This window comes from Rhizobium gallicum bv. gallicum R602sp (genome assembly GCF_000816845.1).
Lineage (GTDB): Bacteria > Pseudomonadota > Alphaproteobacteria > Rhizobiales > Rhizobiaceae > Rhizobium > Rhizobium gallicum.
In genome coordinates, this window is the sequence record NZ_CP006880.1 from 1,197,497 (window position 1) to 1,223,977 (window position 26,481).

Here is a 26,481-nt window from a genome sequence, read left to right on the forward strand (position 1 = left end):
TCCTTAGGCGGTCAAAAGCGCGAAGATCGGGCCGATTGACTTGTAGCCCATGTACCAGGTGAGGACGCAAGCCAGCACGCCGAGCGCAAGCAGCCAGCGCGGATAACGGTAGCCACCCATCAGGTCAGAACGGGCCCAGGCAGCATAGATGAAAATCGACAGGCCGATCGGCAGAATGAGACCGTTCAGGCCGCCGACGAAGACCAGCATCTGGGCCGGCGGGGTCGTGATAATCACATAGAAGAACAGCGATACCGCGATAAAGATCACGGTCGCGATATTGCGCGCCCTCTCACTAAGGTCCTGCTTGAAGATCGTGAGGAAGGAAACCGAGGTATAGGCAGCGCCGATAACCGAGGTGATGGCGGCAGCCCACAGGATAATGCCGAAGACGCGCATGCCCACATCGCCGGCGGCGGCCTCAAAGGCTTGGGCGGCCGGATTGGCACCCTTGCCTGAGACATCGATTACGACACCGCTTGCGACTACACCGAGCACAGCGAGAAAGAGGACGTAGCGCATAACGCCGGTGACGGCGATTCCGGTGAGGGCTGCGCGGTTGACGGCGCCGAGGTTTTCGATGCCGACCGTGCCTTTGTCGAGTAGGCGATGTGCCCCGGAATAGGTGATGTAGCCACCGACCGTGCCGCCGACGATGGTGGTGATCGTGGCGAAATCGACGGTTGCCGGTAAAAAGGTCTGGAACAGTGCTTCGCCAACGGGCGGGGCCGATGCGATGGCCACATAGAGTGTCAATGCGATCATCAAGATACCGGCGAAGATGATGAAACGGTCGACGGCCATGCCGGCGCGCTTCGATAAGAAGATGCCGATCGAAAGAATCGCGCTGATTGCGCCGCCGGTTTTCGGATCAAGCCCGATCATCGCATTGATACCAAGGCCCGTGCCCCCGATATTGCCAATATTGAAGAATAATCCGCCGACGATCACCAGAACGGCAAGCAGATAGCCAGCGCCCGGGATTGCGGCATTGGCGAGATCGGAGGCACGCATCCGCGTCAGGGTGACGATTCGCCAGATGTTCAGCTGCACGACGAAATCAATGACAATCGAGGAGAGGATCGCAAAAGCGAAAGCCGCACCGAGTTTGGTGGTAAATGTTGCCGTCTGGGTGATGAATCCCGGGCCAATTGCCGACGTAGCCATTAAGAACACCGCAGCCGTGAGTGCTGCGCGCCGCGACTTGAGCGACATGCCAGAGGATGCGGCCGATGCGCCGTCTGCGGATGAAATTGATAGCTGTTCCATAAACCCTCTCCTTATGCGGCCTCCCGCAGTCCCTCGGGCGGGCCGTGTGAGTTCTGACACGAGCCAGCGTCGTCGCGTTTCTCTAAGATGTCAAGATTGTTCAACGATATTAGTTTATCGTTCTACTATATTTTTGAAATGTTGAGCAATCTGAGCATTTCATGAGCGCCGGCCAATCTTCAGAACCCATTTTGCAGCACCCGCCCGCGCGCTTGTCACTTTTCGCGCCCTTAAGGGATATGTCTGACTGCCGCGATTGACCTTTGCCGCAGTGACCCGATTGGCCGTGTCGTTCGCCCAATGGTTCCCATTGAGCGAGAACCGCGATATCGATGCGCAAGGAGACGGATGCTTCATCCATTTCCATGCAGAAGGGGCTTTGATGGCTGAACAGGATACCATATCGGCGCTTGCGCCGCGTCTGGCGAAGGAGATCCGCGACATGCTGATCGCGGGCGAATTGAAGCCGGGGCAGCGCCTGTCTGAGGCAGCGCTCAGCGCCGGCCTTGATGTGTCGCGCAATTCACTGCGCGAAGCCTTCCGGCTCTTGACCAAGGAAAATCTCTTGCGCCACGAACCCAATCGCGGCGTCTTCGTCGCCACGCCGAGCATGGCCTCAATCATCGACATCTACCGTGTGCGCCGCGTGATCGAATGCCAGGCGCTTGCAAAGGCCTATCCCAAGCATCCGGCGGTGGTTCGTATGCGCTCGGCGGTCGAGCGCGCCAGGGTCGCGCGCGATCGCAAGGATTGGGCCATGGTCGGCAGCGAAAACATGGTCTTTCACGCGGCGATCGTCGATCTTGCCGACAGTCAGCGCCTGAATGCTTTCTACGCCCAGATCGCCGCAGAGCTGCGTCTCAGTTTCGGCCTTCTCGCCGATCCCGAATCGTTGCACGCGCCCTATGTCGACCTCAATGGCGCTATTCTCGAAAAGCTCGAGGCGGGACTGACGGCCGAAGCTTGCACGGCGCTCGAAGCGTATCTGATGCAGTCTGAGCGCACAGTTCTCGCCGCCTTCTCGCGGATCGATCCGGGCAAATGATCCCCATTGTGAAACCAGCAGCTAAAACCACGGTCTCAGAACCACGCACGCCGCCGGCGAGCCGCTTCGTCGCGAAGCAGCAGCGCCGGCGGGCTTGCCGAAGAATTGCTGGCACCATTTCGCGCTTGTTGTCGTGCGAGACGCGAACGGATACTCAATACTAATTTGCTGCAACCCTTCGCGCGAGCGCCATCACATAGTCATCCGCGATGTCGGCCAAGGTCAAGGCGACCTCCGGTTCCTTCCACCCCGCAGCAAGGGCCCTTTGCACGAAATCTTGAAATGCCGCTGCAAGGACCTCTTCGCGCTCGACAGCTCTATATGGATCACTTGCGCCATGTTGCGGATTGCTGATCTGTATTGTCGGACGGGTAAATTCCATTGATATGCCCCCTGGAGGTTGCGCTATTTTGCATGGAGAGTACATTCGTCATGTACCCGGTTTCTCTCGTCTGAACTGCTATTATGCTTCGTTTCTAATAAGTTAAGTGTCGCGTGTCGTTAGCCACGCATCCCGAAACTTGCAGCAGCGTCCATTTTTTGCAATCACCGATCGGCGATCCGGAATTTTACCCTCAATGACCACGATATGCGGTCAAGCAAACATACCCACGGTCCTGCGACGAGCGGCGACCAGTAAAGGGCCATCGTCGGGAGGTCGCCGGGCTGCTTAGGACAGGTCGCCATCGGCTTTAGCGGCGCACGATCGATGTGTGCGGCAAGCGAAATGAGCTCGTCAATGCCGCAGATCGCCTGCTCTGATGGCCACCGGCCGGGGCTAGCGGCTATGGCCGAGCGTCTTTAGCCATTTGTCGAAGGAATGAGCGCTCTCGACTTCTGACATTGGTGCGACAGCATGCCCAAGATAGAGCGGAACGGCCACATTTCGCGCCTCCCGCGGACTGTAACCAAACTCCTTACTGAAGGCCCGGCTGAAATGGGCAGCAGAAGAAAAGCCCACAGCAAAGGCGATATCGACGATTTGCTGCCGATTGCTGACGTCACTCAGGGCAGCGTGAGCAGACAAAAGCCGCCGGCGCTGAATATAGTGATGAACGCCGCCATCCGGCTCGAACACCTGATAGAGGCGGGTGCGCGAAACACCAAGTTCCCGACATATCCGATCCGTCGTGAGATCGGGCGACTTCAGATTGCGCTGGACGAAGCGGCGCACGCGCTCCATCAAAGCCAAGGTGCTGTGTTGCTCCGGAACAGCAATATTCGAAGCCGATGCTGAAACGCAGGTCAAAACCATATCACGTGTGGTCTGGACCACGTAAGGAAGGTCCACCGCAGCCAGACGTGAAAGGTTTGCCTCGACACCATCCAGATATTCGATCAGCAGTTTAGTGTATGTTCCGGACAAGGCGACATTGTTTTTGATTTCGCTGGAGGCGGGAACATCAAAAAGCAGTTCGCGCGGCAAATAAAGCGAGAGGACCCGCGCCTCGGTTGATCGGCCTCGAAATGGATGTCCCAAGGAACGCAGTTCCACCTTTCCTGGCTCGCCCTCCGAGACATGCCCATCAACTTCCGTCCATGTCCGCCCGTTGCGCAGGACCGAAATGTGCCAATGATCGATGAGGTTTGACCGCACCTTTGCCTCCGATCGCACATAGCTGTGGGCAGGGGTGCTTTGTTGAACGACCAGCATGCCGCCGAGATTCCAGGCCGCATGATCGGCTACAAACTCCGCTTCTTGCGAAGGGGAATCCGGACGCCGAATGTCTATAAGGGGAGCGACATAGGCCTGCCAGGCCGCAAATTGACCTGCCGGTTCCAGCCCGCGCGTGGAAAACAGCAATGGTTCCAACGCTGGCGGAGCCGGAGGCTCTTCATTGCTTGGCTGTGCCGATCGCGGATAACGACGGCGTTCGACCTCTACCGGCGCAGTGTCGTCGCCCGGCACGCCATTTTCGGTTTTGGAACCGGGGGGTACGGATTGTTCTTTGCGTCGATCATCTGACAATCTGGTCCCCCGAACTGGCGTCACGACAGCGCCAAATAGTCACCCTACTTAAGTCGCCGGATCTGTCGAAAGAGACGGAGAACGCTGTCCCTTCCAGGCGAAGATAGGCGCTTCATCAAACCAACGACTGCACAGCGCTGGCCAACCCGGCATCTCATGCACGAGCCCAACGCGGCCACGTCTGACTTTCAAGCTCGCTACCCCCGACCTTGTGGTCGACCCTCGATCAGGAACTGGCCTGATTCTACCGATATCCCGTTCACGCCATTGTCTAGGTAATTTCTTGTCTAGATTGTGGCATTTGGCGGAATGCACGAACCCCTGCGGATCCGGTGATCGAGACCGGCGCATGAACCGGAGCCGAGTACATGGTCGTCGGTATTGGTGGAAGTCTCAACGGTCGCAGCGGCTCCATACCACCGGATATGGTCAGCAGGAAGTTGAGCGGAGACAATCGAAATCTCCAACTTCGAGAGGAATGCCTTCCCGATCCTTGTCAGGTGGTTCTGGTCTCCTGGCACGTTCGTCTGTCAAGATGTGTCGTACGACAATGTCATTGGCACTTCGCCCAGGATCGCACACCTGCATTTCCGCTGTCAGCAATTTTAAAGCGTCCGCCAGTTGTCTTTCCGCGTTGATAGTAGATGCCGAACCGGCTTCGCGCAATTCGCTATAGAGCTTTGCTCGCTCATAAAATTCTTCGGCTCTGGCCAGACACTCTGCTGTCGGTTTGATCATCCTCAAGGCGAGGCGTAGGTTAATTGCGGCCGTAAGCTCAAATGCAGCAGCCGAGAAACTTGTAACCGCGCCCGGGGGGTGGGTCCTCTTCAGAAGCGCCAGCCATTGAGGGATCATTACGGTCTCCGGAACGCGACCTGCACATCAGAACGAAACGAGAGTACGCGAGCACATATCTCTCGTGGGTTGATCATGCCCTCCCAGTCCTCATCTGTCCTCGGACTTTGGTCCTATCCGCAAGCGGACGAAGGTCCGATCCCGTTCGCAGGAAAGGTCTGATCTTCCTTTATCAGGCGCTTGCAGGGTTGACGATCGGCATGCGTCATGAGCAATCTCAAGAACTTGGACTGGCCTTTTCGGCTGCTTGGATGCTGCATGTAAATTTGCTCAGCAGGTTTTGCCCATCGCCTTCGAGCCGAATATTCGCCATTGCTCCAAGTGCGCTCTTTAATTGACAAAGGACGTGGGCGCTGACCCCGCGTCAGGTAACAGCGATGACGACGCGTCGGAACTTTCTAGCCACGTTGTGTTGGGCTTTGGTTGGTGTCTCCCTTTCAATCCTTCCCTACAAGATTGAAATATCGGGATCCGCGTTTGACGTGGTCACCCAGTCTGCCCTGGCCAAGAGTGGAAACAACGGCAATGGCGGCGGCAATGGCAACGGCGGCAATGGCGGCAACGGCGGCGGCAATGGCAACGGCGGCGGTGGCAACGGCGGCGGTGGCAACGGGAAGAGCGGCTCGAGCAACAGCTCTTCCGGAAAAAGCTCTGGTGTGTCGGCAACGACAAGAGGCGATGACAACTCCTCGCTTGAAGTGCTTCACGTCGATGGAATGAGCGAGGAAGTCAAAAGGGGACGTTACATCATGAAAGATGCGAAAGGGCGCACGATCGTCAATCGGCGCGCCACGTTTGATGATGTAAAACGGCTTCAATCATTCAGTCCCTGACCGGCTTCCGATCGATCGCATCGCGAAAGACCATCGCCGCCTCTGTCCTGTTGTTGACGTCAAGTTTCGCCATGACCTGTGTCATGTGATGCTTAATCGTTTTCTCGTGCAGGTCGAGCTTCCGGGCCACCTCCTTATTGCTAAGGCCCGTCGCGACGAGCTTTAGAACTTCGTGTTCACGGGCGGTAAGCGCAGCAATGGCGTCAACGTTGGAGGGCTCGGATGGATTGTGAAGCAACTTGGCAGACAGCGTCGGAGCAACATATCCGTCCCCGTCAGCCACCGTGCGGATGATGTCAGCGAGTGCTCTGGAGCCGACGCCTTTGAGAACATAACCTTTCGCCCCCGCCTTCAAGGCTCCGGTAACATCATCGTTGGTTTCAGAGACCGTCAACATGATGATCTTCTGCGCGGGTGATGCTTCAAGGATCGGACCAATCGCGTTCAGTCCCCCGCCTGGCATGGAAATGTCGATGAGGATGATGTCGGGCCGCAGGTCCTGCGCAATTCGCAACGCGTCATCCTTCGAGCCGCCTTCGGCGATCACCAAGAAACCATCGATCTCCGACAAGCTTCTCGTTACGCCCTCTCTAAACAGCGGGTGATCGTCTATAACCGCGACCCTGATCGTTTCGCTCATATTTGCTCGGCCTCCTCGGTGTTGAGTGTCATCCTGACGGTCGTACCTGGCGCCGCAAATGTGATCTCGAACGTACCGCCAAGACTTTCAACGCGTTCCCTGAGGCCCGCAAGTCCAAGGCTGGTAGGTCCGACGTCGTCGGGACTGAAACCTGGCCCATCGTCTGCGACTTCTATGCTGACGCAATTTTCCTGCAGACGCTGGATAACACGCTGGCCCGCGCCCCCGCCATGGCGATAGGCATTATTCAATGCTTCCTGCACAAAACGGTAGATGCATATTTTCGCCGACGGCGATAGACAAACAGGGATGCTGGACGTCACCAGCTCGACGATCGTCCCGGTTCTCTGGCGATGCGCGTGAACACTACGCTCCAATATTTCAGAAAGGCTCGCTGCCTCGATCTGCGGCAAGACCAGACCGCTGCAAATCGTACGGATTTCGCGCATGGCTTCGTCGAGACTTGCCTTGATGGATGCTACCTCCCGCTCGCGGGTGACAGGAGAGGTCGAGGCGCTGACGACGGTGCGGCTATCCAGCCGAAGTGAAGCATAAGCTATAAGTTGGGCTGGGCCGTCGTGAAGATCCGCGCCGATGCGCCGCAGATAGCTCTCGTTCAATGCGGTGACACGTTCGGAAGCGCGCTGGACACGCTCCCGGAGAGCCTCGTTCTGGGCAAGCAAAGCGGACAAATCGTCGATCCGCTGGCTTAACGCATGACGCTGATTTTCGATCGTTCGGCTACCCCTTAAAACAATCGCCGAAAGCGTCGCGAAGAACACAAGCGTAAAGCCCGCCACCGCGAGCCAGGTGTGAAGCCGGGCCTGTCTAAGGCTGTGCTGGAAGTCGTTGGCAATTTCGTAAAACTCCGAAACGGCGACCACCTGTCCTGACCAGGGCTGCAGGACGGGGTTATAGATCTCCAGAAGCGGTTTACCGGCAAGGCGTTCTACCTTGTCCTCGACATCGTCGAGCTCGTTGAACTGTGCCGCCATCTTGCCGGCAAAGGCCGTCTTGAGCTCATCACTGAGCGGGAACTTCTTTCCGACCATGGTCTTGTCGTTCGAATAGAGAACAGTTCCGTCCGAGCGCCACAAACGGAATGACAACAGCCGGTTGCCGAGCGCACCTTGCCCGAGCGTCTCGTCCAGAGCACGCGCGACAGTGTCGTCAAGCGCCTGGCTCGTCTGCATGTCAGGCAGCAGCGGAGCAATGACACTGTCCACGTAAAGGGCGGTCGTTGCGGCAGAATTGCGTGTAACGGCGTCTTCGATCAATCGAGTCACGAACGCCCCGACCAGAAGCATCGCTCCAATCGAGACAATGCCGCCAATCACTAGGAACTGCTTGGCCAGTGACTGCGAATTCCATTTTGAAATCAGGTTGGGCCGACGCACGAGTTATTCTCGGGGATTGGTCGCATTGCGTGGGCGACCCGTTTCGATTTTGCAGATAGCCTACCTTCTCTGCTCCGGCGGTCAATGGCGAGCTTGTCAAGCGTCCACTATCAGACGTTTAGAATCCATCCATCGGACCTAAGTCCTAACCGCTGCGGCATTGGTCTGACGATCATGGAATCGCGCCGCCGCGCAAGCTATCGTTGCGTTCAGTGAAGCCGCCCATCCGCGGCTGGCCGTGATTTTCGTCGCCGCCGCTTTAACGAGGAGACATCGCATGCCAATCAGAAAAGTAATCAGCCGGGGCATTCTTGCGCTTACCATCACAGTCGCACCACTAACAGGCGCTACGCTCGGAATCTCGAACGTGGCCCTCGCCAAGGACGGAAATGGCAACGGCAATTCTGGTGGTGGTGGAAACGGCAATGGGAACGGGGGTGGGAATGGAGGCAACCACGGCAGCGCGGGCTCGAACCATGGCAAGTCTGGCAATGCGCATTCGAAGACGAATTCAAAGTCGGGTGCCAGCACGCCGACGCTCGAATCACTCTTCTTTCATGAAAAAAAGACCGGTAAGGCAACAAAGGCGGAAAAGCCCGTCAAGAGCGGCAACGCTGCAAAGAAAAGTCTGAAGAACACCAAATCGGACGCGGTTGGACTGAGTTCGTTGAACCGCAACTATCATGCCTATATGCATTCCAACGACCCGCGACTGGCTCCCGTTGCGGCCTACGTCATGGCATATGCTGAATTCGAAAAGGTAAGCGGGCCCGATGTGGTTCCGATCGATCCGGCGCTGAGCGATGAGGCGCTGCGCGAGGCCCTTACGGGCTTCACAAAAGGGGGCGTTGTGAGCGACGATGCCCTTGCTGAAGCCAAGGAAATCCTCGGCGTAGGACCGGCAGTCGGCAAGATCGACGAGATTCGCGAAACGCTGCCCGATCCGGAGCCCGTGGATACGCTCGAGGAGCCAACAACCACGGAAACGACGACAACAGTCACGATTGTCACCGAGACGCCCACCGAGCCGGCGAACTGATGTTGAGATACGCGCCGGCACCTGAGGTGCCGGCGCAATTCATTGCCGGGAACGGCGAAGTCCCTCGATAACCAGCACGTTGGCTGCAAGAGTCCCGTCTAGGAACTCTTGCTGAGAGATCTTGGTGAAACATTATCATTTGTGTCGAATGCTATGGATACGTGCGTCGTGCCATATCGGAAGCAGGGCCGGATAATGCCACATGCCGGAAATGGCGACCGCACGTTTTGGGCCAAATTCAGTCGACTGCCCAGACTTCAGCAAAACTCCGTTCTTGTTTCCGCAATTTGTGCGCTGCCTTGAAAGCAGGCGGGGGTTGAGAAGATCCTGCGACGCATGAAGAGCGGAGCCCCGGGGTAGGACAATCATCTTGAGCGCGATGACCCCTTTTGCCGACGCCCATCGCATTTTTGGGCACTCCAGGTGCTGATCTGGTTGCGACCGTTGCGTTTGGCATCATAAAGAGCGTCGTCTGCGCGTTTGATCAGTTCCGCCGATACCAGTTCGGAAGAAGAGCTTTGCTTTGTCAAAACGCCGACACTTGCGGTGACATACCGGAATTCGCTCCCCGCATGCGGTATTTCCAGCGCCCGAAGACCCGTCAGGAATTTGAGGGCAAGCGCCTGGGCTGCGCCTTCGTCGGTTTCGGGCAGCAGAACGACGAACTCCTCACCACCAAAGCGGGCGACGACATCGGTGCGGCGCTTGACAACCTCGCGTAAACAATCGCTCACGGCTTTGAGACATTCGTCGCCCGCAACATGACCGTAAGTGTCGTTATAGGCCTTGAAACGATCGACATCGATCAAAAGCAGGCTGAGCGGGGTCCGGTTTCTGGCGCTTCGGGCAAGCTCGATGACGATGGCCTGGTCGAAAGCCCTCCGGTTGACGATCCCCGTTAAAGCATCCGTTTCCGCCAAACTCTTCATTTGCTCGGCAAGTTCCCGCAGCGAGTGCTCGGCCTGCTTCATGGCTGTGATGTCCGATACGACAACGAGTGCTTTTCCGTCCGTCGTCAGTCGCGTCCGCAAGCTGAGCCAGCGGCCATCACAAAGGTCAATCTCCTCGTCCTTGTCCTGATGCAGGTGCGCGGCGGCGTTGTCGATCCAGTCATCTGTCACGTCCTTGGGCAGATCGCGGCGCTCCTCTGTCTCCGCAACCTTCCGCAGAATGTCTTTAATGTTGGCTCCGGGAATCCGCGCTGGAGCAGATAAGGGGAAAAGGCACCTGTACTGCTCGTTACAGAATAGTAGCGTGCCGTCAGGACCGAACATCGCAAATCCATCCGACATGCCGGCCATCGCGTGCGACAGCAAGTTCCGACTTTCGGTGAGTTCGCGCTCCACGCGCCGCTGTTCCGTGATGTCGCGCGTGGCGCCGGCAAGACCGATGATTTCGCCCTTTCCGTCGCGCAAAGGAAACTTGGACGTCGAGTAGCATCTTTCCTGCTCGCCCTCGCGAAGCTGTTCGATCTTGTCGATCACGGGCTTGCCGTTTCGCAAAAGCTCTTGCTCTTCAGCAAACAAGATCTCCGCGCGCCGTTGTGTTGCAAGCTGAAAATCGGTGAGGCCGATCATCTCGGCCGGCGAGCTGAAGTGATGATGTTCGGCGACATTGCGGTTGACGATGACAAACTGGCTCTGACTGTTCTTGACGTAATGGTAGTCGGATGTCTGGGTGAGGGCGGCCGTCAACAGATCACGTTCCAATGCAATGCGTTCGAACTGCAACAGGACAAGCCCGGAGATGATGATGGCGCAGGAATTGAGGAAGAGAGCGGGCGCAACGATTGACGTAAGCGTTTGGCCATCGGCGGAGCTGAGCAGGACCAGTGTCGATCCCACGAGTGTTACGCAAACCGCAGCAGCCAGGAGCACGACATCGATAATCCCGATTTTGCGGTTTTGAACGATTATGTGAGCGGCAACACCAACGGCGCCGATCAGCAGGATACCGGTAATGCCGTTGATTGTTCCCGCTCCGCCTGAATATATCCGGAAGCCGCCTGCAACAGCCATCGTGGCGATGGCTGCCACCGGCCCGCCAAACAGCCCGGAGATCGCAATCAGCGACGATCTCAAATCGATGAATGCGCCGGAGTTGACAGGGATCGAAAGCAACATCGATGCAATGGCGCCGAGGCCCATTGTCAGACCGAACGCGACCTTCGACTGAAGCGCGGAAAGATTGCGGAATCGATAATAGAAGTGGGCCCACACCGACATGACAAGTGCAACGACGGCGAGGTTTCCCGTCAGTATCTGCCAGGTTGTGCTCATGATCGTTTCAGCAGCTCAAGGACATGGATCGATTTGAACTTCTACGCTTTTTTTCTTTCGGGCAACTTAACGCGGTGTTCGCTTTGGATCCCGGTGGCTGAGCTATCATTTCGGCGCCGCGGGCTGCGTTGGATGGCTACTTTTGTCGTTAACCACGCTTTTTAAGCACGCTTACATCGTCGAATGCTAAACCTGAAATGCAGCGCATTGCGGACATGATGTCTCCTGCCGTCCCAAGACATGATCCTTAAACTCACAGATTCTCGGACCCTTCATGTCGTCCAGCTTTGCAGCGAAATATGTTCGTGCTCAAACGTCTTCCATCATTGCTGCAACCATCTGCTTCCTTGCCGTCGCTCTTTTGTTGACGGGCCTGATGGCCCACGTTGTTGCGACCATGACCCGGTCGGGCAATGAAATCGACGATGCGCGGGCAACGCGTGCCGCAGCCGCCGCGATCGCCGCATTTGCGGCCCGCCTCAGCGGGACCGTAACGGATAATGCCGTGTGGGATGATGCTTACGCCGCCATTGCCTCATCAGACGCCGCCGCCTGGGCTTACGACAACTGGGGAAAGACCAGCGAGGACTATCCGCTGTATGACGGTGCAATCGTCATCGACCCCGAAGGAAGGGTGACCTCTTCCTATGCGAAGGGCAAGTCTTTCCAGCCGAGCGAATATTTTGGTGAGGCCTTCGCGCGGCAGAGCAAAGCTGCTGCGATCGCTAGCGAGGCTCCTCTGGTCAACTTCTTCAAGACCGAAAGCGGTGTCGCCCTTGTCGCATCACAGGCAATTCAGCCCTTCTCGACAAATGCCCAGCTTCCGAGGCTGAGCGTATTGAGCTTCTACAAGGAAGTCACGCCGGACATTCTAGGCGCGTTCTCCGCTGAACACGAGCTTGAGGGGCTGCGGCTCCAGGCAGTGGCTGAACCAGGCCTGCTGAGCGTCCCGATCAAAGGCATGGACGGCGCTACCATTGCCTTTCTCGTCTGGCCCAGCAAAGCGCCCGGAAGCGCCGTCTTTATGGCGGTCTATCCGTACATACTGGCCGCCGCGGTCATCCTTTGCCTGTTTCTGGCAGGCGTCCTTTTCGCCGGCGCCTCTGAGGCGCGGCGCTTGCGTCGATTGGCGGACGTGGCGCGTTTCGAAGCAAATCATGACAATCTGAGCGGTCTGCTCAACAGACATGGCCTTTTGAATGTGCTGGAGCATCTCAGCAGTTCGGCTGTGCCGGAGGTGTCTCTTTATCTCGTTGACCTTGATGGCTTCAAGGCGGTCAACGACGCTTGGGGGCATGCGGTCGGCGATGATCTGATCCGCATCGTTGCGAAGGCGTTGGCGACCTGTCACCAGGAAGTCATTGCCGCCGCGAGGCTGGGTGGCGACGAATTCGCGCTGGTGCAAGTCGGATCGGCTGCGCTCGGCGACTTCGAACAGGCAATTCTCAACCTCTTTGCCGGGCCGTTCAAAATCGACGGGCGAACGATTGAAGTCGGGGCAAGCATCGGAGCCGCGCCCAGAAGCGAGGACATTGCGCCCCTGGAACTGCTTCGGCGGGCCGACATGGCTCTCTACCGCGCCAAGGAAAATGGCAGAGGTCAAGCTATTGGATATGATCCCGAGCTCGACCGCGAACGCGTGCGTATCGGCGAACTGGAAGGCGAATTGAGAAGCGCCATAAAGAGTGGAGCAATCGAACCCGTTTTCCAACCGCTCGTTTCTGCCACCACGGGTGCGATCACAGGCCTTGAGGCCTTGGCGCGTTGGCAAAGCGCCGCTGGAAGGATCAGTCCTGAGGTCTTCATCCCGCTTGCTGAAAAATCTGGCCTCATAGACGCTCTCGGCGTTCATATGCTGCGTGTGTCGATCTGCCATGCGAGAGCCTGGCCCGGCCTTACGCTATCTGTCAATGTCTCGCCAATCCAGCTGTGTAATCCGGACTTCGGAGCACAAGTGATTTCGGTTTTGAAGGAATCTGACTTCGACGCCAACCGCCTGACTTTGGAGATAACCGAAGGCGTCCTCATGACGAATCCCGATCAGGCCCGCCGGTCCATCGACCAGCTTAAGCGCGTCGGAATCAAGTTCGCGCTTGACGACTTCGGTTGCGGCTATGCCAGTATTGGCGCACTGCGGCAGTTTGGCTTCGATCGGATGAAGATCGATCGATCACTTGTTTCGGGTGTCGAAGACGCTGCCAACGGCATTGAGGTTCTTCGCGCGACGATCTCCTTGGCAACGGCTCTAAATATTCCCGTTACCGCCGAGGGCATCGAGAATGCGCGCCAGGCAGCGATATTACGCGACACAGGATGCGATCAGCTTCAGGGATATCTCGTCGGAAAGCCTATGTCGGCACAGGAGATTTCAGAGACACTTCGTCTAGAAGATCCAGCGGCATGACATTGCCCAGCGGCTGCGCAAACCTTTCTTAATACTGTTAACTCTTTATTAACCATGGCGGCGGTAGATATGGTCAACGATTTCTTAACATAGATGACCAAAGTGCTAACAGACGCTCGCTCTATCCGCATCAAGGGCCGCTCTTTCCTCGCGGTCATGCTTTCTCCAGATCTCCCGCTTGATGATTGGCTGGCGAGGCTGGATGATCTCGCAGCCCGCTCAGCCGGATTCTTTTTGGGCCGGCCCATCGTGCTTGATGTCACGGACCTGCAAATCGACCGATCGCAGTTAAAAGACCTTATTGCGGAACTAACGCAACGCAATGTGAGCGTCATGGGAATCGAGGGCGGGCGGCCGTCAATCCTCGGGCCAGGCATGCCGCCTGCACTGAAGGGCGGACGGCCGGTGTCCGACTTTGAGCTTCCAAAAGCGGAACCAATTATTGATCTGCAAAGCAAGCAGCCGGCAAGCGAAGCGCGTCCGGCGCTTCAGTCCATCGTGATCCGGCAGCCCGTGCGTTCAGGCCAGTCAGTGATTTTCCCGGAAGGCGATGTCACCATCGTCGGTTCTGTTGCCTCCGGTTCCGAGATCATCGCCGGAGGTTCGGTCCATGTTTATGGCACCTTGCGGGGCAGGGCCATGGCGGGGTCGGTCGGAAATGCGTCAGCGCGGATCTTTTGCCGAAAGCTCGAGGCAGAGCTAGTTGCGATTGATGGCGTCTACAAGACCGCCGAAGACATGGCCTCGAACCTTCGAGGGCAGGCTGTCCAGCTCTGGCTGGAAGGCGACACGATCATGGCAGAGAAACTTATCTGAGCCGAAAGCCGGCTAGGACACAGGAGAGCAAGATGGGGAAAGTCATCGTCGTCACTTCAGGCAAAGGCGGAGTTGGCAAGACAACTTCTACCGCCGCGCTTGGAGCGGCTCTGGCGCAGAGGAACGAAAAAGTGGTCGTCGTCGATTTTGACGTCGGGCTGCGCAATCTCGATCTCGTGATGGGTGCGGAGCGAAGGGTCGTCTACGACCTGATCAACGTCATACAAGGCGATGCCAAGCTCCCTCAGGCGCTGATACGCGACAAGCGGCTCGAGACGCTGTTTTTGCTCCCGGCATCGCAAACGCGCGACAAGGACAACTTGACGCCGGAGGGTGTCGAACGTGTCATGGCCGATTTGAAGCGCCACTTCGACTGGATTATCTGCGATAGCCCCGCAGGCATCGAACGTGGGGCAACCCTTGCAATGCGCCATGCCGATATCGCCGTCGTCGTCACCAACCCGGAAGTTTCTTCGGTCCGTGACTCGGACCGCATCATCGGCTTATTGGACGCCAAGACCGCCAAGGCAGAACGCGGCGAGCGGATGGAGAAGCATCTGCTCCTGACCCGCTACGATGCCAACCGCGCCGAACGGGGCGATATGCTCAAAGTCGATGACGTCCTGGAGATCCTTTCCATCCCGCTCCTCGGCATTGTTCCCGAAAGCATGGATGTTCTACGCGCCTCCAATATTGGCGCACCTGTGACGCTCGCCGATAGCCGCAGTGCACCCGCGATGGCATATTTCGATGCCGCCCGCCGGCTTGCCGGTGAGGAAGTACCGATCACAATTCCCGGGGAAAAGCGCGGTCTCTTCGGCAAGATATTCGGACGGAGGGCCGCATGAACATCTTCAGTCTTTTCGGCAAGAAGAAAACGGCCCCCGCGGCCCGTGAGCGCCTGCAGGTGCTTCTGGCCCACGAACGCTCGTCGGCGGGTTCGGACCTTGTAGCGCTGCTGCGAGAGGAAATCCTTGCGGTGATTGCCAAGCATGTGCAAGTCGACAACGATAAGGTCCAAGTAAAGATGGATCGCAATGAGCACGTGTCGATTTTGGAAATCGACGTCGAGATCCCATTGAAGGCAGAGGCGCAAGCTGCTTGAAACGGCCAAAGGAAGCCGCACGCATGAAAGTAGTGTGTCGGATATTGTGAGCCGGGTAGGCGAGGGGAGGGCGGGGACTAAGCGGCGACTGTAACTGTCGGTTGCCTGAAGACGCCGCCCCTCCCGCTGCCACTTCCGCCGTTGCGGCGCCTGATAGCAGCCATATACCTGGCTTGGCCCGGGGCGCCCCGTCAGCGACGCTGACGGAAACACCGCTCTTCTGACGTCGATTTGCGCAGGAGTTCATGCCTGGACGACCGACGCGACTGGGACAATCATGCACCGGCGTTGGCCGTACCGGGCAACCAGGTCCAATCTTGATCGCCCGAATCACGCGGACTGCACTCAGCTGTACGAGGCTGCACCCGCGCTCGCCGGCTCCTTCTGGGCCGTCGCCTTCCTGAGCTTTGCCACTTTCGCGGGTCGCTTCTCCCGCTCACGCGCAATTGAGTTGCAGCCGGACTGCTGCTCTATAATCGATTAAACTCAACCTCGCTTAACAAATTGATTTACATGACATTTGAGGCATGGCAACGGGTAGATACTCAACTGTTGCCGGGGGTCAAATGAGCAGGGGTGTTTTTGCTTTCAGACCGGCCGCTCTTCGTGAAAGAGCGGTGGGCGAAATCCACGCTCGGCCATATGCCCTTATTACGGTACCTCGCGTCATCTTTCAGCTTGCTTTCTTGACGGACAGCGAGCCCGATCAGGATCATGATATCGTAAAGCGGCTCTCCCAATCGAGCGGATCGCCGCCTCCGTCTCACGAGACCAATCACCATGCGATCAGCTGGGGACAAGGAACGCTGAGATGGGAACGCCACACGGAATTCTCGACCTATTTCTGGGATAGCCCCGCTCCAGAAAAGTTCGGGGCTGAGATTCCTGTGCATCCATTCGGTGACGGATTTTCGCAACCCGGACCCTTCATCTCGGGAATACGACTGGAGATCAGACCTGACACTGAAGAGACCCAGAAGGACCTCGCCGTTTTCGATCGGACGAGCCTCTGCCGCAGTGACCTCAGAAGCGGAGAGGCCACCATTCTTACGGATTTCCGTCCGGATGGGGATGGCCTAACAAAGATCCTCGTTATCGACCGCGGCCTATCCGATAGTTCGCGCGGTGCGCTCGTTCAGAAGCTTCTGGACATTGAGACCTATAGAACACTTGCAATGATGGCGTTGCCTTTGGCACAATCGCTGTCACCCGAGATCCGCCGGATAGAAGCTAGCCTGACGGCGCTCACTCAGCGGATGAAGCAGCACGCTCGCGACGAAGCCGATCAATTGCTTGCGGAAATTACCCGTCTGGCGGCCGAACTCGAAGCGAATGCTGCGATGAGTCTTTACCGGTTCGGCGCCAGCCGCGCCTACTACGAAATTGTCCAGGAGCGGATTCGGGCGCTTGCCGAAACAGCGACCTCCGGGAGCGAGAGCCTTGGCACTTTCTTGGAGCGGCGCCTGGCACCGGCGATGCGGACCTGCCAATCTGTAGAGGAGCGCCAGGCAAATCTCTCGCGCAAACTGGCTCGTGCCACGTCCTTGCTAAGGAGCTGGATCGATGTGGAGCTGGAGCAAATCAACATGACGTTGCTAAACTCCATGGACCGCAGGGCAAAAATGCAATTACGCCTGCAGCAGACCGTTGAGGGCCTCTCCGTTGCGGCCATATCGTACTATGTCGTCGGACTGATTGGATATGTCGCCAAAGGGGTACACTTGTTTGGCATCGAGTTTGGGTCGGAAATTGTGACGGCAATCTCGGTCCCTTTCGTCATTTTGGGAATTTCGCTTATCGTTCGGAATATCAGGCATCGGCACTCGGAAGAAGACGATACGCAATGAGGAACCATCCGCAATCTCCCACGTCATAAAACAGGGAAGAGTGATATCTTACTTTGCAGGATCAGGACAATTTAACTTGCGGCTACACCAAATGTGGCGCGGCGGGTTGAACCGTTCGTTTCGACGCAAGTTAAAATATCACTTTGCGCCGCCACACGGCACGACGACCAGCCCCGATCTGTCCGGCTGTTCCGGCTTGCAAGGACAGACCGGAGTGAGTGAGAGGTAGCATACCCGGTCTTCGGACGCTCCTCGCGAAGCTGCCCTGGTCACTGGGTCTGGTTTTCGCCCGCTCGAAAGAGATAGCCGAGATATTGGCCCTGCGATCGGTCGTCTTTCGATCCTAAATCATTTTCTACACTGTTCATGACCATAGCGTCCGTATCGAGCGGGTTTTGCATGGCGCCCGCGATATAGAAGCCATCCTTGGAGACGATCAGCGGCACGTTGCCTCTCGCGCCATGTAGTAGCTGGCTAATGGCTGATGTGGCAGCCAAGTTGAACTGTCCGCTTTAGCGGAAAGTAGAAATGTCACTTTGGGCGCGTCTCCAGCCAGTTAGAAACGCGACACTCGGCATCGCCGCTGGCACCGACGGTGAGCCCCCGTTCCGACCGGCTGGGCCGGGTTGTAAGGGAGGAGCGGGGGCGGGTGGTGACGCTCCCGTTCGGGGTTGTGTGCGTCAAGTTCTGCAAAATTGGGCGGTCATGAGTGCTGGTCATGCGGCTTGACGGAGTGCGAGTTTCTTGTGCTCTCGCAGATCGTCCATGTTGATGTAGCGATTGGCCTCCATCCAGTTTTCGTGGGTTTCGACGGCGAGCGCGCGGACGAGGCGTAGGCAGCTCTCGGTATTGGGAAAGATGCGCACGACGTAGGTTCTGCGGCGGATTTCCTCGTTGAGGCGTTCCAGCATGTTGGTGCTCTTGAGGTGCTTGTGATGCTGGCGCGGCAGACGAAAGAAGGTCAGCGTCTGCTCGATGGTTTCCTCGACCCAGGAGGTCAGGCGCGGATAGCGGACCGACCATTTTCCCAGCCAGGCGGCGAGATCGGCCTTCGCCTCGTCGAGATCGCGGCGATCATAAAGCCATCGAAGCTCCTGCAGGCAATCGTCGCCATGCTTGCGCGGCAGATGATCGAGGGCGTTCCTGAGGAAATGCACGTAACAGCGCTGCCAGGCAGCTTCCGGGATCACCTCGCCAATTGCCGCGACGAGACCGGCATGGTCGTCGGAGACCACCAGTTCGACGCCCTTCAAACCGCGCCCTTTCAGCCTGACGAGGAAGTCCTTCCAGGCGGAACGGCTTTCACGGCCGGCCATCTCGACCGACAGGATCTGCCGCCGCCCGTCCCAGTCGATGCCGACAGCGATCAACACCGCCTGGCTCATCACCACACCGGCCTCGCGCACCTTCTCATAACGGGCATCGAGGATCAGGTAGGCAAACGGCTCTTGAAGCGGGCGCTCGGCAAAGGCCTTCAGGCTCTCGTCCAGCCGCTTGTTGATCGCCGAGATCGACGACGCCGAGAAGGCATGGCCGCACAGCTCCTCGGTGATCGCCTTGACCTTCCGCGTCGACACTCCTTGCACATACATCTCCGCCAAGGTTGCCACCAGCGCCCGCTCGGAGCGCTGATAGCGTTCGAACAGTTCGGTGGAGAAGTGCCCCGAGCGATCCTGCGGCACCCGCAGCTCGAGCTTGCCCACCCGCGTGATCAGCGTGCGGCCATAGTGGCCCGAGCGGTAGCCGAGCCGCTTGCGGATCACCTCGCGCAGCCCATCGGGGTTCGAAAGCAAAATGTCTTTGACGGCGGCGCTGGCTGTCTTACCTTCAGTCTTGGTCATGGTGGCGTTCCTTCCAGGGAATCAGGTGACGTTGAACATCACCAGCCTGCCATGACCGCCTCTCTCAGTGAATTTGCAGAACCTTCAGCACACTACCCCGTTCGGCTTTAGCTTTCGCAGTAGCAATTGTTCCGTCGGCGGTTGATACTCGCTTGCACCTGCATGGGGCGGGGTAGGGATCAAAGCCGCACGATGCTTCCGGAAATCAAACTGCAGGGGGACGCCGATGTCGCCGCGCTGTCATCACTGCTTCGCGGCACGCTTCTTTCGGTTGCTTATGCTGACGGTGAGGGTGGTATAGGATTGACGGCGACCGGCGCCATGTGAGTTCATGGCGAACCGCGATTTGCAAGCGGCGAGAGGCCAGAATTTCGGCGGGTGTTCGATAGCCGCAGCCATCGCATTTGCGCGGCGCTGCGTTGAACTGGTTGCAAATCTCCTTCAAGTCGCGGTCGGTGATCGACTGCGGATACATCTCTCTCGAAACCCATTTCCTGGCCCGCCTGTTGATGTTTTCGACGGTGCCCTTTTGCCAAGGCGACTGTGGATCGCAGAGCCGTGTTGGGGTTCCGATGCTGGCTTGAAGGTAGGGCTATCAGTGAACTCGGTGCCACGGTCGGATGTGATTGAACGGCGGGCGAGTTGGAGGCGGGAAGGAGAGCTCGAGGCCCGCGTGCGGGCCTCCCCTCAATCGGTTCGGCTGACTCTCGCGCTCGGCTGAGCCAGGAAAGGCTTGAAGGCTGCGGCGATCTTCGCAAGAAATCCCTTGCTGAACGATCCTAACACCTCTGCATTCGGATCATAGTAGAAGGACTGTTCGGCTATGTCGTGATTGAATTCAGAGACGGTAATCCATGCATCTTTCCACTCACGGATTCCAGCGCGGCGGCATTCGAGCTGCGGAATCTCCAATGCGGTTTGATCGGAGTGGGGCGGGGTGCCTGAGATAGCCAGTAGGATCAGGTTTGTCTGATTGCCTTTCGGGATTGCCAGAACCATGCAAACCGGGCGTGCCTTCCGTCCCTCGGTTTCTCCCTTGTCGCGCTGCCATGTCCAGAGATAAGGGTAGCGGATGATCGAACCATTGGCCGGAGAATCAGCCATTGTTCTCGCTTCCTTCCTGTATCAGCCGGTCCAGTTCGGGGCCGATCATTGCTGCCAGTTCAGGGGGGGCTTCATTGGGGCCATAAGCTCTGCGCGGATCGCCTTTTTGTTTCATGGCCTCGAAATCGTCGTAAGTCATGAGGACATAGCGGGCCTTGCGATGTTGAGTAATGGCGACCGGCTGGCGATCTGCCGCCATAGTCACGGTCTTAATATCGCGCAGCAGGTCTACGGTTGAGAATTTTTCCATCGTGACGCTCCTTCAAATTATGCGAATTATACGAATTATTTGACTATTTTACAACGGTAAGGCTCGGACACAAATACAATTGTCAAAGCTGATTAGGGCTGCGACTTGGTCAGCCAGTTAGAGATGCGACACTGGCTCTGGCGGTCAGCCCCCGATCCGACCGGCTGGGCCGGGTTGCAAGGGAAGGGAGGGGGCGGGTGGAGGGCACCTATTGGCTTTAGCTTTGACAGTTGGAGCAGCCAGCCATTCCGCCGCATCGAGGTCTGAGAGCGCTTGTCGCCGTCGGGCAATGACGGCGGGATCGTTCATGAAATCCGTCCGCCGACCGGGCTTGCGGCCACGTGGTTTGTAGCCGTTCTTCTCGCTGTTGGTCTTCACCTTCGGCGTTGGTCGCTGATCCTGCCGCTCCTTGATATAGGCCAGCACATCGGAAAGCCGCTTGTTCTCGGTGATCGCCGCATGCGTCACCCGCTGGTCCTTGTCGAACACCCGATAGGACAGGGAATGGCCTTTCCAGCGCACGTCGAGCCGGCCATCGGCATAGGCATAGGTCTCGATATAGCGACCAACCAGGCCACGCGTCACATCACTCTCTTCCAGCATGATCCGCTGGCGCTCGAACGAAAACGCCAACTGCGCCCCGACATAACGCTGCTCACGCTTGCACAGGATCTCCTGCAGCCGATCCGATGGCATGTTGATCGGCCGATGCAGATTGTCAGGACGGGTAGGGGCGATGGCAAACCGCTGGTTATACCGCGCCATGAACCGCGGCAGAAAAGCATTGCCATCGTCCATGCTGCCGATGCCCGCTAACCGCAGTTCCTTGATCAGCCGATCCTGCAATGTCCGGTTCATTCGTTCAACCCGGCCCTTCGCCTGGCTCGAATTTGCGCAAAGAATCTCGATGTTTAGTTCCGAGAGTGCACGCCCGAACTGGGTCATGCCCTGGCCACTCTTGGCGTCCGTCTTGGCCACCCGGAACACCGAATGCTTGTCGGAATAGAAGGCAACGGGAGCACCGTGATCCTTCAAATAAAGCTCCAGCGCCTCGAAGTAGCTGAAGGCGCTTTCCGAGCGCACGAAGCGCAACTGCATCAGCTTGCCCGTCGCATCGTCGACGAACACCAGCAGCGAACACGGATCGCCGCGATCCTCGAACATGGAGTAATCGCGGCGCAACCGTCTGCGGCTTTTTGGCTGGCGAGGGTGGTTGCCCCCGATAGGATGGAAATACGGGCTCTCGATTGGAACCGGGCCCAAACATCGGATGGAGGCAACCGTGAACCAATATATTGGGCTTGATGTGTCGTTGAAAGATACCGCGATTTCGATTCGACAGGATGGAAAGCGGATCTGGCGGGGAAAGTGTCCTTCGGATCCAAAGCTCCTGGCTGAGGTGATCCGCAAACACGCCCCGCAGGCCAGGGGCGTCGTCTTTGAAACAGGGCCGTTGTCGACGTGGTTCTATCATGCCCTGACGGCCGAGGGGGTGCCGGCGATCTGCATTGAAGCGCGGCACGCGCAAAAGGTATTGAACGAGACGCTCAACAAGACCGACGCCAATGATGCGGATGGCTTGGCGCAACTCGCTGAAGCAGGCTTTTACAAAGCGGTTCGCGTCAAGTCGTTTGACGCTATGATGGCCCGCACATTGGTGGCTGCCCGCGAACAACTCCTTTACATCTCAACACAACTTGGCAATCAAATCCGGGGCCTGATGAAGACCTTCGGTCTGATCATCCCGAAAGGAAAGGGTCGGGTCTTTGATGGCGATGTGCGGAAACTTTTAGATGGCAACAACGAGCTTGCGAAGATTATCTTGCCTCTTCTGGAGGCCTGGCACGATATCCGCAAGCGCGCAGCCGATCTTGGTCGCCAGTTGCTCATAGTGGCACGTCGGAGCGAAGCCACGAAGCTATTGATGACAATTCCGGGAATCGGCGCGGTCACGGCGGTGTCCTACGTTACGGCAATTGAAAATCCAGAAAACTTTCGAACGTCGCGCTCGGTGGGCGCCTGGCTTGGGCTGACAACGCGGCGTTATCAGTCAGGGGAGGTCGATTATGACGGCCATATCTCGCGAAGGGGTGACAATCGTTTACGTGGGCTGCTTTATGAAGCCGCGACAGCGCTTCTGACGAGAACTAGTGCCAGGACCGAGAGCAGTCTCAAGCGTTGGGGACTTAAGCTGCGGGAGCGACTTGGCTTCAAGCGGGCCGCTGTGGCAGTCGCCCGGAAACTCGCGGTCATAATGCACAGCATGCTCAAAACGGGAGAAGTGTTCAACGCATCGGCTGGCGCGACCATATAGGAGACGCTCAGCCTTCGTCCCTCAGCGCGCCATCTAACTTTGGGTGCTGAGCGTCCCTGCTGCGGACGTGGGCAGGATCATTCCGCTTCTGGTGGCTGCAGTTCGTTGAGACTGCGCCTCGAACATTAGGAAGATCCCACCTGCGAAGACCATTGTGCGGCGACATTTGTCGACCGCGGAGACAACCCTGCTCCCAGCACTGGACAGCTTTGACGGCACTGCACCGGCGGTGAGGGCAGATTCACCCAATCAATTCCGCCGTGTTGCATATCTCGCAAGCCGGAGAGGTCGCTGCTCAAATCAGCTTGACGGACGGAATGCGATTAGACAACCACCAGTGATGCGAACCATCGATCTGCACCAGTTCGCCAAAGCAGTCGCGCCGGCCGCGTGGCTGGAAAACCCGCTTCTTGCGCTCGCGACGCGAGATCCAGATGCCGGCCTCGGTCATCCATTGCCGCAGCGTCTCCTTGGCCACCGAGATCCGGTGCAGCTCGATCAGCTTCTCGCGCGCCAGCGTCGGACCGAAATCCAGATAGCGCTCCCGGATCAGATCCAGCGCCGCATTGCGAAGCTCCTCGCTGTGGCGCCGGTTGCTCGGTTGTGATCGCTTCTTGGAAACAAGGCCGGCTGGACCATTCCGGTCATAAGCCTGCAGCAGCCGATGGACCTGACTTCGACTGAGGTCGAGCAGTTCGGCAGCCTGGACAACGCTCAGGCGTTCGTCACGGATCTTCTGGATGACTTCGAGGCGATGCAACTCTTTCTGCGACATGGTGATCATAAAGGACATGACGACTCCGACCGCTCATGGTCTCGACCAGGCTGAAGATCGTCATCCTTGCTCCCAACGTTGGCTTTGACCAGTGCGTCGAGAGGCGAGACTGTCGCATCTCTAACTGGCCTATGTGTCGCATCTCTAAAATGCCGCTACACACAATGTGGCGGCTAGGTTGAAATGTCCGTTCTGGCGCAAAGTAGAAATGTCACTTTGGGCGCGTCGCCAGCCAGTTAGAAATGCGACACGCGACATGTCCACTTGCACTGTGGCAAGCCCCCGACCGGACCGGCTGGGCCGGGTTGCAAGGGAAGGGAGGGGGCGGGTGAGGCAAACCCCTTCGGCTTTAGCTTTCTCACTGGCAATTGTTCTTTTGCCGCTCGATACTCTCTGTCATCTGCATGGCGCAGGGTAGGGATCAAAGCCGCACGATGCTTCCGGAAATCAAACTGCAGGGTGACGTCGATGTCGCCGCGCTGTCACCACTTCTGCGCGGCATGCTTCTTTCGGTTGCCTATGCTGACGGTGAGGGTGGCATAGGATTGACAGCAACCGGCGCCATGAACCGCAAGTTCGTGCATTGGGCGGCGGTGCACTTCCTCTGGCCAGGATTCACAGCCGAAGATCTCTACAGCATGAACAAGGTACTCAATGAAAGCGACATGCCACCGCTTTGGGTCGTGCGCGACATGACCCGTCATCTGAAGCTTCTTCGCAAAAACAAAGATGTGCTGCTGCCAACCAGACGCGGCCGGGAGTTCCTGGTGAACCCGCAAGCCTTCTTCGATCTGGTCGCCACGGATTATCTCTATTCGTATGTCCACGCCACCGAGCGAGAACAGGAGGTGCGGGCGCGGTTACGCTGGTGGCGCATGTTCCTCAATCTTCTCAATATCAAGGCCAGAGAAGGGTGCACGCCAATGGACGTTGTGAAGATCCTCTATCCAGACCTGGCGCCTCTGTCGGACACCGAAATGACCCTGGAAGCCTGGAAGTTGAGATCCGATCTCCAATATGGCGTCTTTCGGCGCTTATGCTGGCTCGGCTTGCTCTATGAAGCACGAGAGGGGCTCACGCTCCTTCAGGATGGAACCTTCCACAAGACGCCACTTTGGCCCGCTTGCCTGCAGTTGGAGTCGGATGCGCAAAGTGACATCGGCGTGCATTGACGATCTTTATTCCGCAGCTGGCTGTCTCAACAGTGCTTTCTCACGCCGCGCAATCACCGCCGGATCGTTCATGAAATCCGTCTGCTTGCCCGGCCTGCGGCCCCGCGGTGTGTAACCGTTCTTCTCGCTGTTGGTCTTCACCTTCGGCGGCAATCGCTGATCCTGCTGTTCCTTGATGTAGGCCAGCACGTCGGAAAGCCGCTTGTTCTCGGTGATCGCCGCATGCGTCACCCGCTGGTCCTTGTCGAACACCCGATACGGCAGCGAATGGCCTTTCCAGCGCACGTCCAACCGGCCATCGGCAAAGGCATAGGTCTCGACATAGCGACCGACCAGCCCACGCGTGATATCGGTCTCTTCCAGCATGATCCGCTGGCGCTCGAACGAGAACGTCAGCTGCGCCCCGACATACCGCTGCTCACGCTTGCACAGAATGTCCTTGAGCCGGTCCAACGCCAGGTTCACCGGCCGATGCAGATTGTCAGATCGGGCAGGGGCAACTGCAAACCGCGCGTTGTAGCCTTCCATGAAATTGGGCAGAAAGGCATTGCCCGCCTGCATGTCGCAGATCCCTGCCAATCGCATATCCTTGATCAATCGGTCCTGCAATGTCTGGTTCATGCGCTCGACGCGGCCCTTGGCCTGGCTTGAATTTGCGCAAAGAATCTCGATGTTTAGCTCGCAAAGCGCCCGGCCGAACTGGGTCATGCCCTGACCGCCCTTGGCGTCCTTCTTCGCCACCCGGAACACCGAATGCTTGTCGGAATAAAACGCCACCGGCGCCCCGTGATCCTGCAGATAGAGTTCCAGCGCCGCGAAATAACTGAAGGCGCTTTCCGAGCCCACAAAGCGCAACTGCATCAGCTTGCCCGTCGCATCGTCGATGAACACCAAAAGCGTACATGGTGGCCCACGATCTTCGAACCAGCGATGCTCGGAGCCGTCGATCTGCACCAGCTCACCATAAGCCTCGCGCCGCAATCGTGGCTGATGGAAGCTGCGACGCTGCTGGCGCGATCGCCAGATACCGGCCGCCGTCATCCATTGCCGCAGCGTCTCGCGCGACACCGTCAGCCCATCGAGCTCTGCAAGCTTCTCGGCCGCCAGCGTCGGCCCGAAATCCCAATAGCGCTCGCGAATGAGCGTCAAAGCATAATCGCGAAGCCCATCGTTGATCCGGTTGTTCGACGGCCGGCCGATCGCCTTGTGCCGGATCGACGCCGCGCCACCCGTTCTGATCCGCTCCAGCAGCCGGCGCACCTGGCGCTCGCTCAGCGCCAGAACATGCGCCGCCGACATCAACGTCATTCGACCGTCGATGACTTTCGACAAAACCTCGATCCGCTGCAGGTCACGCTCGCTCATCGCAATCAGTCCCATCGGCAATCTCCCACGTCATCAAACGCGGGGAGTGTGACATTCTTACTTTGCAGAAACAGGACACTTTAACTTTGCGGCTACACACAAACATCGCATAATCTATCTTATGGAACTCCTGAGATCGACGCACACCGCCGTTCTCCATCC

General features: G+C 57.8%; 23 protein-coding genes and 3 pseudogenes. 11 read left to right on the forward strand and 15 right to left on the reverse strand.

The genetic code is table 11. From position 1 onward, the window contains the following. Positions 1-3: 3 nt before the first annotated feature. A complete protein-coding gene (locus RGR602_RS28810) occupies positions 4-1,269 on the reverse strand; it encodes an NRAMP family divalent metal transporter (RefSeq protein ID WP_040115438.1) in 1,266 nt (421 codons plus the stop codon). A 382-nt stretch (positions 1,270-1,651) separates the two neighbouring features. Here RGR602_RS28810 and RGR602_RS28815 point away from each other — a divergent pair, with 382 nt between their 5' ends. Then, a complete protein-coding gene (locus tag RGR602_RS28815) occupies positions 1,652-2,314 on the forward strand; it encodes a GntR family transcriptional regulator (protein ID WP_040116565.1) in 663 nt (220 codons plus the stop codon). 160 nt (positions 2,315-2,474) lie between these two features. Here the strand turns inward: RGR602_RS28815 and RGR602_RS28820 are convergent, their stop codons facing one another. The 3 genes from RGR602_RS28820 to RGR602_RS28830 form a co-directional block, all read right to left on the reverse strand. Beyond that, positions 2,475-2,696, reverse strand: a complete 222-nt coding sequence (locus tag RGR602_RS28820; RefSeq protein ID WP_022717815.1) for a hypothetical protein — start codon at positions 2,694-2,696, stop codon at positions 2,475-2,477. Positions 2,697-3,092: 396 nt separating this feature from the next. Beyond that, positions 3,093-4,223 carry a helix-turn-helix domain-containing protein gene (locus RGR602_RS28825; RefSeq protein WP_040115439.1) on the reverse strand — a complete coding sequence of 377 codons (1,131 nt, stop codon included), beginning with the start codon at positions 4,221-4,223 and terminating at the stop codon, positions 3,093-3,095. 489 nt (positions 4,224-4,712) lie between these two features. Then, positions 4,713-5,138 (reverse strand): hypothetical protein, encoded by a 426-nt coding sequence (locus RGR602_RS28830; protein ID WP_052451789.1) that lies wholly within the window; start codon positions 5,136-5,138, stop codon positions 4,713-4,715. Positions 5,139-5,515: 377 nt separating this feature from the next. Here RGR602_RS28830 and RGR602_RS37760 point away from each other — a divergent pair, with 377 nt between their 5' ends. Then, positions 5,516-5,971 (forward strand): hypothetical protein, encoded by a 456-nt coding sequence (locus RGR602_RS37760; RefSeq protein WP_040115440.1) that lies wholly within the window; start codon positions 5,516-5,518, stop codon positions 5,969-5,971. Here RGR602_RS37760 and RGR602_RS28840 read toward each other — a convergent pair. Continuing rightward, complete coding sequence (locus RGR602_RS28840; protein WP_040115441.1) at positions 5,961-6,611, reverse strand: response regulator; 651 nt, start codon at positions 6,609-6,611, stop codon at positions 5,961-5,963. The two genes, RGR602_RS37760 and RGR602_RS28840, sit on opposite strands and share 11 nt — an antisense overlap. Further along, entirely contained in the window at positions 6,608-8,008 is a 1,401-nt protein-coding gene (locus tag RGR602_RS28845) for a sensor histidine kinase (RefSeq protein WP_040115442.1), read from the reverse strand. The genes RGR602_RS28840 and RGR602_RS28845 overlap by 4 nt, the downstream gene beginning before the upstream one ends. Positions 8,009-8,285: 277 nt before the next feature. On the opposite strand from RGR602_RS28845, the gene RGR602_RS28850 reads away from it, so the two are divergent. Beyond that, the gene (locus RGR602_RS28850) at positions 8,286-9,047 is read left to right on the forward strand and encodes a hypothetical protein (RefSeq protein ID WP_052451790.1); all 762 of its coding nucleotides are present in this window, start codon (positions 8,286-8,288) and stop codon (positions 9,045-9,047) included. A gap of 365 nt (positions 9,048-9,412) precedes the next feature. Here the strand turns inward: RGR602_RS28850 and RGR602_RS28855 are convergent, their stop codons facing one another. After that, positions 9,413-11,326, reverse strand: a complete 1,914-nt coding sequence (locus RGR602_RS28855; RefSeq protein ID WP_040115443.1) for a diguanylate cyclase — start codon at positions 11,324-11,326, stop codon at positions 9,413-9,415. Between the two features lie 274 nt (positions 11,327-11,600). Between RGR602_RS28855 and RGR602_RS28860 the strand changes: the two genes are divergently transcribed. From RGR602_RS28860 to RGR602_RS28880, 5 genes are all read left to right on the forward strand, one after another. After that, on the forward strand, positions 11,601-13,730 hold the full coding sequence (locus tag RGR602_RS28860; protein ID WP_040115444.1) for a bifunctional diguanylate cyclase/phosphodiesterase: 2,130 nt from the start codon (positions 11,601-11,603) through the stop codon (positions 13,728-13,730). 93 nt (positions 13,731-13,823) lie between these two features. Then, a complete protein-coding gene (gene minC / locus RGR602_RS28865) occupies positions 13,824-14,546 on the forward strand; it encodes a septum site-determining protein MinC (protein WP_040115445.1) in 723 nt (240 codons plus the stop codon). Positions 14,547-14,578: 32 nt separating this feature from the next. Beyond that, positions 14,579-15,394, forward strand: coding sequence for a septum site-determining protein MinD (minD, locus tag RGR602_RS28870; RefSeq protein WP_040115446.1), 816 nt, complete (start codon positions 14,579-14,581; stop codon positions 15,392-15,394). Further along, positions 15,391-15,651, forward strand: coding sequence for a cell division topological specificity factor MinE (minE, locus tag RGR602_RS28875; protein WP_040115447.1), 261 nt, complete (start codon positions 15,391-15,393; stop codon positions 15,649-15,651). Before minD ends, minE begins: the two co-directional genes overlap by 4 nt. A 566-nt stretch (positions 15,652-16,217) precedes the next feature. Next, the gene (locus RGR602_RS28880; protein WP_040115448.1) at positions 16,218-17,498 is read left to right on the forward strand and encodes a DUF3422 family protein; all 1,281 of its coding nucleotides are present in this window, start codon (positions 16,218-16,220) and stop codon (positions 17,496-17,498) included. 269 nt (positions 17,499-17,767) lie between these two features. On the opposite strand, the gene RGR602_RS37765 is transcribed toward RGR602_RS28880, so the two are convergent. Together RGR602_RS37765 and RGR602_RS28885 are read right to left on the reverse strand one after the other, a co-directional pair. Next, positions 17,768-17,995, reverse strand: a complete 228-nt coding sequence (locus tag RGR602_RS37765) for a hypothetical protein (protein ID WP_170250158.1) — start codon at positions 17,993-17,995, stop codon at positions 17,768-17,770. A gap of 219 nt (positions 17,996-18,214) precedes the next feature. Then, positions 18,215-19,339, reverse strand: coding sequence for an IS256 family transposase (locus RGR602_RS28885; protein ID WP_040115449.1), 1,125 nt, complete (start codon positions 19,337-19,339; stop codon positions 18,215-18,217). A gap of 192 nt (positions 19,340-19,531) precedes the next feature. On the opposite strand from RGR602_RS28885, the gene RGR602_RS39320 reads away from it, so the two are divergent. Then, a complete protein-coding gene (locus RGR602_RS39320) occupies positions 19,532-19,666 on the forward strand; it encodes a hypothetical protein (protein ID WP_267285129.1) in 135 nt (44 codons plus the stop codon). A 22-nt stretch (positions 19,667-19,688) separates the two neighbouring features. Here the strand turns inward: RGR602_RS39320 and RGR602_RS38910 are convergent. From RGR602_RS38910 to RGR602_RS28900, 4 genes and pseudogenes are all read right to left on the reverse strand, one after another. Next, positions 19,689-19,981: pseudogene (locus RGR602_RS38910) on the reverse strand (transposase); the annotation flags it as partial. A 45-nt stretch (positions 19,982-20,026) separates the two neighbouring features. After that, positions 20,027-20,443, reverse strand: a complete 417-nt coding sequence (locus tag RGR602_RS28890) for a hypothetical protein (protein WP_040115450.1) — start codon at positions 20,441-20,443, stop codon at positions 20,027-20,029. Continuing rightward, on the reverse strand, positions 20,436-20,693 hold the full coding sequence (locus RGR602_RS28895) for a prevent-host-death protein (protein ID WP_040115451.1): 258 nt from the start codon (positions 20,691-20,693) through the stop codon (positions 20,436-20,438). Before RGR602_RS28895 ends, RGR602_RS28890 begins: the two co-directional genes overlap by 8 nt. Positions 20,694-20,939: 246 nt before the next feature. After that, a pseudogene (locus RGR602_RS28900) lies at positions 20,940-21,866 on the reverse strand (ISNCY family transposase); the annotation flags it as partial. A 109-nt stretch (positions 21,867-21,975) separates the two neighbouring features. Here RGR602_RS28900 and RGR602_RS28905 point away from each other — a divergent pair. Then, entirely contained in the window at positions 21,976-23,007 is a 1,032-nt protein-coding gene (locus tag RGR602_RS28905) for an IS110 family RNA-guided transposase (protein WP_040116569.1), read from the forward strand. 298 nt (positions 23,008-23,305) lie between these two features. On the opposite strand, the pseudogene RGR602_RS28910 reads toward RGR602_RS28905, so the two are convergent. Further along, positions 23,306-23,800, reverse strand: a pseudogene (locus RGR602_RS28910) (helix-turn-helix domain-containing protein); the annotation flags it as partial. 416 nt (positions 23,801-24,216) lie between these two features. Here RGR602_RS28910 and RGR602_RS28915 point away from each other — a divergent pair. After that, positions 24,217-24,954, forward strand: a complete 738-nt coding sequence (locus tag RGR602_RS28915) for a hypothetical protein (protein ID WP_040115452.1) — start codon at positions 24,217-24,219, stop codon at positions 24,952-24,954. 6 nt (positions 24,955-24,960) lie between these two features. Here RGR602_RS28915 and RGR602_RS28920 read toward each other — a convergent pair whose 3' ends face one another. Beyond that, entirely contained in the window at positions 24,961-26,334 is a 1,374-nt protein-coding gene (locus tag RGR602_RS28920; protein ID WP_039844889.1) for an ISNCY family transposase, read from the reverse strand. Positions 26,335-26,481 lie beyond the last annotated feature (147 nt).